The organism is Microbispora sp. H10670 (assembly GCF_014161385.1).
GTDB lineage: Bacteria > Actinomycetota > Actinomycetes > Streptosporangiales > Streptosporangiaceae > Microbispora > Microbispora triticiradicis.
Genome location: NZ_JABBWW010000011.1, coordinates 51,607 through 64,830, shown reverse-complemented (window position 1 = coordinate 64,830; position 13,224 = coordinate 51,607). Strand labels below are relative to the sequence as shown.

The 13,224-nt window shown below is 71.4% G+C and carries 10 protein-coding genes; 2 read left to right on the top strand and 8 right to left on the bottom strand.

The features are described from left to right. Window positions 1-93 precede the first annotated feature (93 nt). Window positions 94-468 carry a DUF488 domain-containing protein gene (locus HHX33_RS17475; protein ID WP_182875536.1) on the bottom strand — a complete coding sequence of 125 codons (375 nt, stop codon included), beginning with the start codon at window positions 466-468 and terminating at the stop codon, window positions 94-96. Window positions 469-658: 190 nt separating this feature from the next. On the opposite strand from HHX33_RS17475, the gene HHX33_RS17470 reads away from it, so the two are divergent. Beyond that, the gene (locus HHX33_RS17470) at window positions 659-2,413 is read left to right on the top strand and encodes a glycoside hydrolase family 15 protein (protein ID WP_182875535.1); all 1,755 of its coding nucleotides are present in this window, start codon (window positions 659-661) and stop codon (window positions 2,411-2,413) included. A 127-nt stretch (window positions 2,414-2,540) separates the two neighbouring features. On the opposite strand, the gene HHX33_RS17465 is transcribed toward HHX33_RS17470, so the two are convergent. From HHX33_RS17465 to HHX33_RS17455, 3 genes are all read right to left on the bottom strand, one after another. Further along, window positions 2,541-4,031 (bottom strand): non-reducing end alpha-L-arabinofuranosidase family hydrolase, encoded by a 1,491-nt coding sequence (locus tag HHX33_RS17465; RefSeq protein ID WP_182875534.1) that lies wholly within the window; start codon window positions 4,029-4,031, stop codon window positions 2,541-2,543. Window positions 4,032-4,401: 370 nt separating this feature from the next. Beyond that, window positions 4,402-5,835 (bottom strand): AAA family ATPase, encoded by a 1,434-nt coding sequence (locus tag HHX33_RS17460; RefSeq protein ID WP_182875533.1) that lies wholly within the window; start codon window positions 5,833-5,835, stop codon window positions 4,402-4,404. Window positions 5,836-6,008: 173 nt separating this feature from the next. Next, a complete protein-coding gene (locus HHX33_RS17455) occupies window positions 6,009-6,212 on the bottom strand; it encodes a cold-shock protein (protein ID WP_111701102.1) in 204 nt (67 codons plus the stop codon). Window positions 6,213-6,587: 375 nt separating this feature from the next. On the opposite strand from HHX33_RS17455, the gene HHX33_RS17450 reads away from it, so the two are divergent. Next, the gene (locus tag HHX33_RS17450) at window positions 6,588-7,508 is read left to right on the top strand and encodes an SDR family oxidoreductase (protein ID WP_182875532.1); all 921 of its coding nucleotides are present in this window, start codon (window positions 6,588-6,590) and stop codon (window positions 7,506-7,508) included. Here HHX33_RS17450 and HHX33_RS17445 read toward each other — a convergent pair. The 4 genes from HHX33_RS17445 to HHX33_RS17430 all read right to left on the bottom strand — a co-directional run bounded on the left by HHX33_RS17445 (window position 7,424) and on the right by HHX33_RS17430 (window position 13,224). Continuing rightward, window positions 7,424-8,422: an RNA polymerase sigma-70 factor gene (locus HHX33_RS17445; RefSeq protein ID WP_182875531.1), complete on the bottom strand. Its 999-nt coding sequence runs from the start codon at window positions 8,420-8,422 to the stop codon at window positions 7,424-7,426. The genes HHX33_RS17450 and HHX33_RS17445 overlap by 85 nt on opposite strands. A 79-nt stretch (window positions 8,423-8,501) precedes the next feature. Beyond that, a complete protein-coding gene (locus HHX33_RS17440; protein WP_182875530.1) occupies window positions 8,502-11,111 on the bottom strand; it encodes an aminotransferase class I/II-fold pyridoxal phosphate-dependent enzyme in 2,610 nt (869 codons plus the stop codon). After that, window positions 11,108-11,935, bottom strand: a complete 828-nt coding sequence (locus tag HHX33_RS17435) for a 2,3,4,5-tetrahydropyridine-2,6-dicarboxylate N-succinyltransferase (protein ID WP_182875529.1) — start codon at window positions 11,933-11,935, stop codon at window positions 11,108-11,110. Before HHX33_RS17435 ends, HHX33_RS17440 begins: the two co-directional genes overlap by 4 nt. After that, window positions 11,932-13,224, bottom strand: a complete 1,293-nt coding sequence (locus HHX33_RS17430; RefSeq protein ID WP_182875528.1) for a diaminopimelate decarboxylase — start codon at window positions 13,222-13,224, stop codon at window positions 11,932-11,934. The genes HHX33_RS17435 and HHX33_RS17430 overlap by 4 nt, the downstream gene beginning before the upstream one ends.

The window sequence follows — 13,224 nt, the reverse complement described above, 5'->3', positions numbered from 1 at the left end:
CCACAAAATACCTGTCGGATGGTATTTTTTGCGTCGTGGCGGTCAACAGGGCACGGGCACCGGTTCGGCACGCCGTGCTCCCGGGCGATCGCGTCAGGCCCTGGATCTCCCAGGGTCGGTCAGCCACTCGGCGAGCACGGCGGCCTGGCTGTGTTCGACGTCGCGGGTGGCGGTCAGCAGCGTCAGCCTGTCGTGGCCGGCGATGTCCCGCAGACGGTCCACGGCCTGCCGCCGTTCGGGCTCGCGCAGCTCGGCGAGGTAGCGCCGGCGGAACTCGGCGAAGCGGCCGGGCTCGTGGCCGTACCAGCGGCGCAGTTCGGTGGAGGGGGCGACGTCACGCAGCCACTCGTCGAGATGCGCGTCCTCCTTGCGCATCCCCCGAGGCCAGACGCGGTCGACGAGCACCCTTCTGCCGTCCTCGGGCGAGGACTCCTCGTAGATCCTGCGGTAGGTGATGTCCTTGGTCATGGCAGTGCTCCCCGGCCGGCCGGCACCCATATGAGTAAGTTGACGTCCCGACGGGATCGTCTTGCAACCAGGCCGCGGACCCGCACTGTTCACGAAGACATGACGTCCGGTGGCACAGGTCCTCGCACGAGGACGAGGACGAGGACACGCCCGGAGGGTGACGCGCCACCCGGCGAGTAGCGTGGTCCACATGCGGATCGAGGACTACGCCCTCATCGGGGACACGCAGTCGGCCGCTCTCGTCGGTCGCGACGGATCGATCGACTGGCTCTGCCTTCCCCGGTTCGACTCCCCCGCATGCTTCGCCAAGCTCCTCGGTGACGAGTCCAACGGGTTCTGGCGGCTGGCCCCCGCCGGGCACGAGATGGCGACGCGGCGCGCGTACGCCGGCGACACGCTGATCCTCGAGACCGTGTGGGAGACCTCCACGGGGACCGTCAAGGTCATCGACTTCATGCCTCCCCGGCACGCCAACCCCGCCCTGGTCCGGATCGTGGAGGGCGTGTCCGGGACGGTGCACATGACCACGGAGATCAGCATCCGGTTCGACTACGGCAGCATCGTCCCCTGGGCCCGCCGCCTGGGCGGCCGCCTCCACGCCATCGGCGGGCCCGACTCCGTCTGGATCGACACTCCCGTCCACCTGAAGGGCAGCGGCGGCCTGCACACCGGCGTCTTCACGATCGCCGCGGGGCAACGCCGGTCGTTCGTGTTCACGTGGCACCCCTCGCACCAGCCGGAACCCGGCATCATCGATCCCGGCGAGCAGTTCGTCGAGACCAACCGGTTCTGGGAGGAGTGGGCCTCCCGCTGCTGGCTGCCGGGCCGCTGCCGCGCCACCGTGATCCGCTCCCTCATCACGCTCAAGGCGCTCACCTACAGCCCGACCGGCGGCGTCGTGGCGGCTCCCACCACGTCACTGCCCGAGCATCTCGGCGGGGTACGCAACTGGGACTACCGATTCTGCTGGCTGCGCGACGCCGCGATGACACTCGACGCCCTGACCGAGTCCGGATACGTCACCGAGGCCGGCGCCTGGCTCGACTGGCTGCTCCGCGCCATCGCCGGCCGCCCGGAGGACCTCCAGATCATGTACGGCGTGGCGGGCGAACGGCGCCTGCCGGAGCAGACGCTCGACTGGCTTCCCGGGTTCGAGGGCTCCCGGCCGGTGCGGATCGGCAACGGCGCGGCCGGCCAGCTTCAGCTCGACGTCTACGGCGAGGTCCTCAACTGCTTCTACCGGGCCCGCAAGCTGGGGATGCCGCCGCACGACTACGCCTGGACCATCGTCTGCCGGTTGATGGACTTCCTGGAGCGCTGCTGGACCCAGCCCGACGAGGGCCTGTGGGAGGTCCGCGGCCCGCGGCGGCACTTCGTCCATTCCAAGGTCATGGCGTGGGTGGCGGCCGACCGGCAGGTCCGGGCGATCGAGGAGCTGGGCCACACCGGTCCCCTCAGGCGCTGGCGGGCCATGCGGGACCGGATCCACGCCGAGGTCTGCGACAGGGGCTTCGATCCCGGACGCGGCACGTTCACCCAGTCGTACGGCTCTCGCGAACTCGACGCGGCGCTGCTCCTCATCCCGATCGTCGGCTTCCTGCCCGCTGAGGACCCCCGGGTCGTCGGCACGATCGACGCGATCGAACGTGAGCTGATGACCGACTGCTTCGTGCTGCGTTATCCGGTCTCCGAGGGCAACGAGATCGACGGCCTGCCCGGAGCCGAGGGCGCCTTCCTCGCCTGCAGCTTCTGGCTGGCCGAAGCGCTCGACCTCGTCGGCCGCAAGGACGAGGCCGTGGACCTGTTCGAGCGGTTGCTGGCCCTCACCAACGACGTGGGCCTGCTCCCCGAGGAGTACGACCCCGTCCAGGGGCGCCATCTGGGCAACTTCCCGCAGGCGTTCACCCACCTCCACCTGATCCACACGGCCCTCGCGCTCTGCTGACACCGCCCGGCGGCAGGATGACCTGAGGGCTGTACATGACGAGGGCGGGCTCGGCGTTGTGCCGAGCCCGCCCGTTTCAGGTCCACCCTCACCTGTCAGGGCTTGGAGGCGGGACCTGTGTCATGCCTTAGCGCTGCAGGGTCAGGACGCCCGGGCGGTAGGGCAGGAGACCGTAGTCGACGTTGCCGGAGTTCGGGCTGCGGCCCTGGTAGAGCAGCTGCAGGTTGCAGGGGTCGACCGTCTTGGTCTGGTCGGGGTTGTTGCGGACCAGGTCACCGTGGCTGATGTCGTTGGTCCAGGTGGCACCGCTGTTGGCCTTGCCGGCGAACGGGTTGCTCTCGCTGGCGGCGTTCGGCGTCCACGACCCGCTCAGGCTGTCGGCCGTGAACGAGCGGAAGTAGCGGCCCTGCGAGCCGATCGCCTCGACGAGCATGAGGTACTTGTTCTGGTTCTGCAGCTTGTAGACCTCGACCGCCTCGAACAGGTTGTTGGTCGAGTCGCTCATGATCTGCGTGTAGTTGGAGCCGAAGCTGCTCGGGAAGTTCCCGATCGGCATGCTCTGCCGGTAGATCTTGCCGTTGTCGCCGGCGAAGAACAGGTACATGTTCTGGCCGTCACCGATCAGCGTCTGGTCGATCGGGCCGGTGCCCCCACCGCCGATGTTCGCGGTGGACAGGGTCTGCGTCGCACCCCAGCCGTTGGGGTTGGTCGGGTCGCTGGAGGTGCGGTAGGAGAACGCGGTCCCGCCCCACTGGTAGGTGAGCACCCAGATGTTCTTGGGGGCGAAGTAGAACAGCGTGGGCGCGACCGTGGAGGAGTTCATCTTGGTCTGGGTGGCCGAGGCCATGTCCGACCAGTTGGTGAACGGGCTGAAGGCCATCGAACCCCAGGTCGACCCGGTGTCGTGCGTGGTGGCGTAGACGATGTGCTTGCCGTTGTAGGTGACGTTGGTGAAGTCCTTGAGCGACACCCAGCCGGACTTCGGCTGCGCCAGCGCGCCCGTCGAGGTCCAGCGGTACGACGACGGAAGCGGGCACGTGCCGGTCGGCGTCACAGACGGCGACGCGGACGGCGACGCGGACGGCGACTGGCTCGGGCCGCCGGAGGTGGTCCACTTCTGGTTGGTCCCGCCGTGGCAGGTCCACAGGTAGACGGCGGACCCGTTGGCCGTGCCGTAGTTGCTCACGTCGAGGCACAGGCCCGACTGCACGCCCGTGATCGTCCCGTCGGAGTTGAGGCGCCACTTCTGGTTGGCCTGGCCGTTGCAGGACCAGATGACCACCTTGGTGCCGTTCGCGGTGCCCTGACCGTAGGCGTCCACGCACCGCGTGCCGTTGAACGTCCGCAGGTCACCCGACGAGGTGAACTCGAACGCCTGGTTGGCCTGGCCGTTGCAGTCGTAGATCTGCAGACCGGTTCCCTGCGCGTCGGTGTTGCCCACCACATCGAGGCACCGGCCCGACCCGACGCCCACCAGCGGCGCGGCCGCCGCCGACGCGGGCCCCGCCGAGACCAGCGCCGCGGCCAGCACCGTCACCAGCGCGGCGGACACACGCGCCGCCACGGTGACATGGGAACGCCACCGGCCGACGGCCGAACGGATGGGGGGTGAATGCATGGTCTACTCCTGAGGGTGGGTCGAGGCGGAGGCCTGGGTCGTACGAAGTGCTGTTAGCGCTAACATTTTCTGTGGCACGAGAGGTCGCGTCCACGGGCGTCGATGTCGGTGGTGGTATTGGCGGAGCAAACTAGGGGACAGCGGGTGGCGTCAAGAGGCCGATCGAGAGGTCCGGTGACGCTCCGACCTTCAGAGGCGCATCTATCTGGCGTTACCGGCACAGCCCACACAGAACAGGCGGCGGCCTCGTGATGAAACTTTCAACCGCGCGCTCACGCCGGTGAGGCCCTCGCCCGGTCCTGCTGAAGGCTGTCTCCGGGGAGCGCAGGAGGTGAGCTCCAGGACCACGGGTGACCGGGTAAGCGTTCGATCAATCGTAGAGGTCGCCGAGTGGGATCAGGCGTACGTCCCCCCCTGATAGGGCGCCGAGCTCCGCGGTGAATCCCGCGCCCGAGTAGCACGTGAGCACCGTGTCACGGGTGTCGTACCCCTTGACGGTGAGCAGGTCGCGCGCACGGCGGAGCCGGGCCACGTGCTCGGCCCCCATGACCCTGTCCCACTTGACCTCACCCAGCGAGAGGACCCGCCGTGGGCGTCCGTGATCCGCGGGTGCCAGAACGGCGACATCGATCTCGATCTGTGTGCGGTTGGCCGGATCCGGTACGACTCCGCTCCCCACCTCACCGGCCGCGGCATCGGCATGCAGGGCGTACTCGCGGCAGAGCACCTCGGCGTGGGGGCCGACGACCTGCGACAGGAAGCGTGCCCTGCTGCCCCGCCACACCGTGGCCGCGTCCCCACGCTCCAGCCGCGCCCACTCCCTGACCATGATCGCCTGGTAGAACGTGACGAGCGGTTCGGCCACCCGGTAGTAACTCCGGTTCGGGCGGAAAAGATCGCGTTCCTTGACCAGGAGATGGCTGTCCTCCAGGACGCGGAGCGGATGCGCGATCTCGTTGGACTTGCGCCCCACATAGCCGGCGATCCCCCCTGACGTCGTGTTGCCGTCGGCTACGGCGGCGAGGACGGAGTGGTAGAGCGACGGGTCGCGGATCTCCGTCTCCTCCGCCAGGAGGTAGCGGGCCTCCCTGAACAACGGAACCTCGGCGTTCAGCACCGATCTGATCACCCAGTCGTCGAAATCCGCCGGTCCGGCCGGGACGTCGCCACGGACGAACTCCCTTCGGTAGGCCGGTGTCCCGCCCACCACCGCGTGGACCTGGACCGCCAGACGCGGGTCGCCGATGCCCCAGAAGCGGGCGGCCTGACGGTAGTCGAAGGGCCTGACGACCATTTCCAGTCCCGCGCGCCCGCGAAGCGGAGCCGTACCGGACAACAACCCGCCCATGACCGACATCGCCGAACCGCAGAGCAGTACCCGGGCCATGCTGCCGGCTCCCGAGCCGCCGGGGCCCAGCTCCCGCTGGATGATCGAGGGAAGCTCCGGAGACGCCTTGACGAGGTACGGAAACTCGTCCAGCACGACAGGCACCGGCCGGTCTCGTACAACACCGAAGAGGTAGGGGATGGCGTCGATCCAGTCGCGGAAGGCCGGAACAGGAGCGCCGGTGAACCTGATCAGTTCATCGGCGAAGAGGCGCAGCGCCACCGCCTCGGTCACCTCGAGCGCTGGGAAGTAGATGCCGCCCATGCTGCTCGCCAAGGCCTGCAGGAGATAGCTCTTCCCTTGGCGGTGGCGGCCGCTCACCACGCCGAGCCGAGCTCCCGGGCTCGCTTCCGAAGCGAACGAGACCAGGCCCGCCCACTCTCGCTCACGGTCGAACACATGCTGGGGCTTACGCACGGGTCGAAGTGTATTTGAGCGAACTACGGTTGACTCAACCGTAGTTCACTGGATCAGACGTACTTCACCGAATGACGAAGGCCCCGGACTCCGAGAGGAGTCCGGGGCCGGATGCCGTCGGATGGCGCGGGCCTCACCTCGGTGGGCCCGGCATCGGCGGTGCGAAGCGCTGCTTAGAGCGGGCGGACCTGCTCGGCCTGCGGGCCCTTGGCGCCCTGGCCGGCGGTGTACTCGACCCGCTGGTTCTCCTCGAGCGAGCGGTAGCCGCGGCTGTCGATGGCCGAGTAGTGGACGAAGACGTCCGGAGTGCCGTCGTCGGGGGCGATGAAGCCGAAGCCCTTCTCGGCGTTGAACCACTTGACGGTTCCCTGGGCCATACTGCTTTCTCCTTCATGAGACGATCTCGAGGGCCACGGGTGTGGTCCCTCGGGCTGCTGCGACCGACCGCCTCGGGAAAGCCTCGGCTCCGTACGGCAACGCCCGCTGTCACTACTCAGCAGGCGTTTCAACGCATACTGGTACTTCGACACAACCTCTGTCTCGACATTACACGCCGCGACGCGGTTCTCGCGCCCCCCTTTCGCAAAACCCCGTGCGCGCCCCGCGGGCCGTACCCCTCCAGCGGCCGAAGGCACAGGCCCGTAGGTGAGGGAGCCTCTCGATCTGTGATGACGGACACACGCGTCACAGACGGGGAGGCCGTCCTGTCTTGCTCAGCAGGACGGAACGCATGGCGACCAGGGGGGCTCGCAATGGAAGTACCCGACTTGAGCGGGAAGCTGGCGGTGGTGACCGGGGGCAGCGACGGTCTCGGTCTCGGCCTGGCCACACGCCTGGCCCAGGCCGGGGCCGAGGTGGTGCTGCCGGTCCGCAACGTCGCCAAGGGCGCCGCCGCGCTCCAGAGGATCCACGCGGCCGCGCCGGAGGCCGTGATCTCCACTCGTGAGCTCGACCTGGCCTCGCTGGAGTCGGTCGCGAAACTCGCCGACGCCCTTCGGCACGAGGCCCGCCCGATCGACATCCTGATCAACAACGCGGGTGTGATGGCTCCCGCCTCCCGGCACACCACCGCGGACGGCCTGGAACTGCAGTTCGGCACCAACCACATCGGCCACCTGGCGCTGGTGGCACGGCTCCTGCCGCTGCTGCGCCTGCGCGGAGCGCGGGTCACCACCATGACCAGCGGCGCCGCCCGCTCGGCGAAGATCGACTGGGCCGACCTGCAGAGCGAACGGAGGTACTCGCCGGTCCGCTCGTACGGTCAGTCGAAGCTGGCCAACCTGCTCTTCGGGCTCGAACTGGACCGGCGCAGCAGGGCCGGCGGGTGGGGCGTCGTGAGCAACGTCGCCCATCCCGGCACGACCCTGACCAACCTCTACGCGTCCGGGCCGAACCTCGGCCGCGCCCGCTCCGCGCCGTACGAGCGGATCATGACCCGGCTCCTGCGGTGGGGTCTGTTCGTGCAGCCGGTCGGCGCCGGGCTGCTGCCCGCCCTGTACGCGGCCACCAGCCCGGACGCCCAGGGCGGTCGGCTGTACGGCCCCGACGGCATTGGCCAGTTCACGGGCGGCCCCACGGAGCTGCCCCTCTACCGGTCGGTCCGGGCCGGGTCCGACGCGGCCCGGCTGTGGGACGTCTCCGAGCGGCTGGCGGGGGTCGAGTTCCCCTCCTGACCCGGCCCGTCCGCGCCGGACACTGCGGCGATCTTGGCGGGGTTCATCATCCACAGCACCTGGTCGATGCCCTCGTCGGAGGCGTTGACGGTGAGCACGGTGAACACCTCGCCGTCTCGGCGGAGCACCGCCGCCGCCTGCCCGTTGACGTCGGCCCACTCCACCTCGGCCCCGGCCCAGAAGCGGTCCGCGAACGCCCTGACGTACTTCGCGACCCGCAGCGCGCCGACCACGGGGATGCGGGAGGCGCGGACCGCGCCGCCGCCGTCGGAGTAGCTGACCACGTCCGCGGCGAGGATCCGCTCCAGCGCGGCGAGGTCGCCGGAGCGGGCGGCGGTGACGAAGGCGCCGAGCAGCCTGCGCTGCTCGGCTCTGGTCACCGGCGCCCGGCGCTTGGAGGCGAGGTGCTTGCGGGCCCTGCTGACCAGTTGCCGCACCGCCGCCTCACTGGTCTCGATGATCTCGGCGATCTGCCGGTAGGGGTAGTCGAACGCCTCGCGCAGCACGTAGGCCGCGCGTTCGGTGGGGGTGAGCCGCTCCAGCAGGAGCAGGACCGCGAAGCCCAGGGCCTCGCCCCGCTCGGCGCCGAGGTGGGGGTCGTCGCGGGTGTCGACGGGTTCGGGGAGCCACGGGCCGACGTACGTCTCGCGGCGGACCCGGGCGGACTGCAGGACGTTGAGGGCGAGGCGGGTGGTCACCGTCGCCAGGAACGCTCCCGGTTCGGCCACCGTGTCGCGGTCGTAGGCCTGCCAGCGCATCCAGACGTCCTGCAGCAGGTCCTCCGTCTCGGTGGAACTGCCCAGCATCCGGTACGCGATCCCGAACAGGCGGGGCCGCACGCTCTGGAAGACGGCCGCCGCCTGGTCGAGATCGTCCACATCGCGGACGTGTCTCCCCGATCCGGTGTCCCCCATGACGATGGCTCCCGTTCCGCCGGCGATGGACCCGTCCAGCCTTTCACTCGCCCATCTCGCGGCTACGACGGGGGATCCCTCAGCTCCAGGGGCCCGTCAGCAGGGTGTGGAAGCAGTCGGCGCCGAACTCCAGTGCCCGCACCGAGACGCGCTCGTCGGCGCAGTGCAGGCGGTCGCGGTAGACGACCTCGGGTCCGTGCAGCAGCGGCATCCAGCCGTAGCACTCGATGCCGAGCCCGCGGAAGACCCGCGCGTCGGTCGAGGCGGGCGTGATCACGGGGACCGGGACGCCGCCCGGGTCCCTGTCCCTGAGCACTGCGGCGAGCCGGTCGTAGAAGCCGCCGAGTCGCGGTGGCGGGCTCTTCTCGCCCTCCACGAGGATCTCGACGTCCATCTCGCAGCCGGCCCGGGCGCGCAGTCCGGCGAGGAAGTCCTCCGTCGAGAAGTCACCGGGGAGCAGCCGTCCGTCGAGTTCGACCGTGATCTCGGAGGGGTGCACGTTCGTCACCGTGCCGCCGCGCAGCACGGTGGCGGTGACCGTGTGCCTGACGAGCGACTGGAGATAGCGGGAGGCCGTGTCGCCCAGCCCGGCCAGGAGGGCGGCGTTCCCGGGGTCGGCCCGGAACGCCTCGACGGCGCGGCCGGCCTCGGGCGGCAGCGCCCGCGCGAGTTCGCCCAGCATGTGGTCGACGACCGGGGTGAGCCGGACGCCGAGGCCGCCGTCGGAGATCGCGTCGAGCAGCCGGGCGAGTTTGCGTACGGCGCCGTCGGCGGACGGCACCCGGGAGGCGTGCCCGCCCGGCCCGCGCAGGGTCGCCCGGACCCAGCAGGTGCGCTTCTCCCCCACCACGACGGGATGGACGCGTGCGTACGCGCCGAGGCCCAGCTCGGCGCCGCCGTCCTCGCCGATCGCGTGCCTGACCCCGGCGAACAGCTCCGGGTGCCGGCCCACGAGGAACCGCGCCCCCACCGTGCTCCCGGCCTCCTCGTCGGGAACGACGGCCAGGATGACGTCACCGGGAGGCTCCTCGCCCGCCGCCCGCATGCGCAGCAGCGCCGCGAGCATCATCGCGAGCTGGCCCTTCATGTCGACGGCCCCGCGCCCCCACAGCTCGCCGCCGGCGATCTCCCCGCCGAACGGCGGGCGGGTCCAGGACTGCCCCTCCACCGGGACGACGTCGGCGTGCGCCTGGAGCAGCAGGGGCGGTTCGGCGCCCCGGCCGGGCAGCCGGGCGACGAGGTTCGGGCGGCGCGGGTCCGCCGCGAGCAGCCGCGTCTCCAGCCCGGCGGCGTCGAGCAGGTCGCGGATCCAGCCGACGCAGTCCGCCTCGTCGCCCGGGGGGTTGACGGTGGGGAACCTGATCAGCCGCTGCGCGATCGCCGTCGCCGTCGGCGACGACTCGCCCGGCGAGGGTGGAGGGGCCTCCTCCGCCCGCCGCGTCGCCACCTCCACCGCACCGCGGCCGGGACCGGCGGCGGACGCGTGACCGTCGCCCGCGGGACGGCCGCCGTGGCCGAGGCCGTCGCGCAGCCGGGTGAGCGCCGCACGCATGACCGTCTCCTCGTGGACGAGGGCGACGCGCAGGTGCCCGGCCCCCGGGTTCACGCCGTACGGCCCCTCGGCCGCGAGATAGCGGCCCGGCATGACGGACAGGCCCTGGTCGCGCCACAGGTCCCGGGCCGCCGCCTCGTCGTCGGGCACCGGCAGCCAGAGGAAGAAGCCCGCCTCGGCCCTGCGATAGCCGGGGAGCCCGCCGAGGATCTCGTCGGCCAGATCCCAGTTGCGGGCCAGCGCGGTCCGCAGCCGCGCCACGTGGGCGTCGTCGGACCACAGAGCGGCGGCGGCCGCGCAGACGGGCAGCGGGCTGGAGACTCCGCAGGCCCGGTTGTGGGCGGCGTACGCGGCGACCGTGGCGGGGTCGCCCGCGGCGAAGCCGCTGCGCAGTCCCGGCGCCGCGGACCGCTTCGACAGGCTGTGCAGCACCAGGAACCGTCCGGGCGCGACCGAGCCGTGCTCCACCAGCGAGAGGTAGCCCGGGGGCTCACGGCCGGTGGACAGGTCGGTGTAGCACTCATCGACGACGAGCAGCGCGCCGGCCGTGGCGGCGATCTTCGTGATCTCGCCGAGGGCCTCCTCCGGCAGGATCTCCCCCTCCGGGTTGCCGGGGTTGCACACGATCAGGGCGGCGACGGGGGAACGCGCGGCGTCCACGGCCGCCGCTACGGCGGCCGGGCCGTCGCCCCCGGCGAAGAACACCGGCCGGGCGCCCACCGCCTCGGCTCCCGCGAGGTACGTCGGGTAGAAGGGGTTGGGCATGACGACCGAGGGCGTCTCGCCGTCGCGGCGGGCCCGCGCCCTGGTGGACGCGACGGCGAGGGCGACGGCGGCCGCGACGGCCTGTTTGGTGCCGGGGGTCGGCTCGATCGCGATCCCCTCGTCGTCCAGCCCCCGCCGTACGCCGAAACGGCGCTCCAGCCAGCCCCGGTAGGCGGCCCGCAGTTCGGGGGTGCCGCCGAGCGGCGGATAGCGGGTCCACCCCTCGGCGTCGTCCAGGAGGCCGTGCGCGAGCGGGGGCGTCACGAGCCGCGACTCGCCGAGGTGGAGCCGCACCGGTTCCCGGTCCGCCGGCGGGGAGACGCCGTCGAGCAGGTCGCGCAGCAGGGCGAACGCGCTCCGGGCGGTGGTCACCGGTCCAGGTCCCGTACGAGGTCGTTGAGCGCGGTCTTGCCCCGGGTCCGCTCGTCGGCGTACTTGACGATCACCGCCGCGTACGTCGAGAGGCCGGGCCGGCGCGGGTCGGTGCGCGCGCCGGGGATCACCACGGCGTTCTCCGGCACCTCCCCGTAGGTCACCTCGCCCGAGACCCGGTCGACGATCGGCGTCGAGCGGCCCAGGTAGACGCCCATCCCGACGACCGCGCCGCGGCGCACCCGCACGCCCTCGGCGATCTCGCTGCGGGCGCCGACGAAGACGTCGTCCTCGATGACGACCGGGTCGTCGCCGATCGGCTCCAGCACGCCGCCGAGGCCGGCGCCGCCGGAGATGTGGCACCGCGCGCCGACCTGCGCGCAGGAGCCGACCGTCGCCCAGGTGTCGATCATGGTGCCCGGCCCCACGTACGCGCCGACGTTCACGAAGCAGGGCATCAGCACGGCGCCCGGCGCGACGTACGCCCCGAAACGGACGACCGCGCCGGGGACGACCCTGATCCTCGCCTCCTGGAAGTCGGGCTCCTTCCAGGTCTCGAACTTCAGGGGCACCTTGTCGAAGGTCCGGGGGCGTCCGGGGCCCGCCTCGGCCATCTCGCTCCGGCCGGTGAGGAACGACAGGAGGATCAGCTTCTTGACGAAGGTGTCCACGACCCACTCCTCGCCCAGGGGGCGGGCGGCGCGCAGCTCGCCGCGGTCGAGCGCGCCGAGACCGGCCTCGATCTCCGGGGTGAGGACCGCCAGGTCGGCCTCGGTCAGCTCGGCGCGCCGTTCCCAGGCGGCCTCCACCGCGGCTTCGTTCACAGGCTTCGCTCCTCGTGCTCGTGGTTCGGGAGGCCGGCCAGCGGCGCGATCGGCACCGGCTCCGGCTTCCAGCGGGCCGTGGCCAGGTAGTCGTCGACGGTCTCGGCGCGGCGGATCTCGACGACGTCGCCGCCGGGGGTCATCATCAGCTCGGCCGGTCGCAGCCGGCCGTTGTAGGTGAAGCCCATGGCGTGCCCGTGCGCGCCGGTGTCGTGGACGAGGGCGATGTCCCCCTCGCGGGGATCGGGCAGCATCCGGTCGATCGCGAACTTGTCCATGTTCTCGCAGAGCGAGCCGACCACGTCGAACCGCGACCGCTCCCGTCCCCGGGCGAAGGGCAGGCTGACGTGGTGGTACGCGCCGTACATCGCGGGGCGCATGAGCGCGGACATCGACGCGTCGACGCCGACGATCTCGCGGCCCTTGCGGCAGCGGTTGACCACCCGGGTCACCAGCACGCCGTGGGGCCCGGTGACGTACCGCCCGCACTCCATGAGGATGCGCGGGGCCCGCTGCGGGAAGCACCGGCGCCGCGCGGCCACGATGGCGTCGGCGTACGCCGTGAAGCTGAGCGGCTTGTCCTCCGGACGGTAGGGGATGCCGAGGCCGCCGGCCACGTTGACGTACTCGATGTCGACGCCGGCGGTCTCGGCCACGTGCGCGCCCAGCTCGACGACGTCCACCGCCGCCCTGATGGCCCGGTCGACGTCCAGCTCGTTGGCGCAGGTCATGCCGTGGATGCCGAACCGGGTCACGCCGCGCCGCCGGGCCTCGCGGTAGGCGTCGGGGAGCTCGTCCAGGGGCACGCCGAACTTGGAGCCGGTCGGGTCGCCCATGAGGGACGAGCCCGCCGCGAGCCCGTTGGGCGAGGCGCGGAACGCCACCGTCTCCGGCAGGACGTCCGCCTTGCCGAGGAACGACCGGTCGTCGAACGTGATGAGCGCCCCGGCCTCCAGGGCGGCGCGGTACTCGGAGAGCCGGGTGTTGTTGGAGGTGAAGATCACCTCGTCGCCGGCCGCGCCGACGCGGGCGGCCAGCTCCAGCTCGATCGGGGACGCGCAGTCGAGCCCGCTGCCCTCCCGGTGCAGCAGGGAGAGGACGGCGGGGTTCGGCAGGGCCTTGACGGCGAAGTACTGGCGGTAGGGCTCGCCCCGGAAGGCGTCCACCATCCCCCGGTACGTCTCGATGATCCCCTGGGCGTCGTAGATGTGGAACGGCGTGCCGTACGCGGCCACGACGTCCGGGAGCACGGGCAGGAGCTTGCGGGCGAACCCGTCAGAGATCGGCAC

Bases quoted from the DNA above. Each gene is read 5' to 3' on its own strand.
- HHX33_RS17475 (WP_182875536.1), bottom strand. From the start codon at position 468: ATGACCAAGGACATCACCTACCGCAGGATCTACGAGGAGTCCTCGCCC.
- HHX33_RS17470 (WP_182875535.1), top strand. From the start codon at position 659: ATGCGGATCGAGGACTACGCCCTCATCGGGGACACGCAGTCGGCCGCT.
- HHX33_RS17465 (WP_182875534.1), bottom strand. From the start codon at position 4,031: ATGCATTCACCCCCCATCCGTTCGGCCGTCGGCCGGTGGCGTTCCCAT.
- HHX33_RS17455 (WP_111701102.1), bottom strand. From the start codon at position 6,212: ATGGCCCAGGGAACCGTCAAGTGGTTCAACGCCGAGAAGGGCTTCGGC.
- HHX33_RS17450 (WP_182875532.1), top strand. From the start codon at position 6,588: ATGGAAGTACCCGACTTGAGCGGGAAGCTGGCGGTGGTGACCGGGGGC.
- HHX33_RS17445 (WP_182875531.1), bottom strand. From the start codon at position 8,422: ATGGGGGACACCGGATCGGGGAGACACGTCCGCGATGTGGACGATCTC.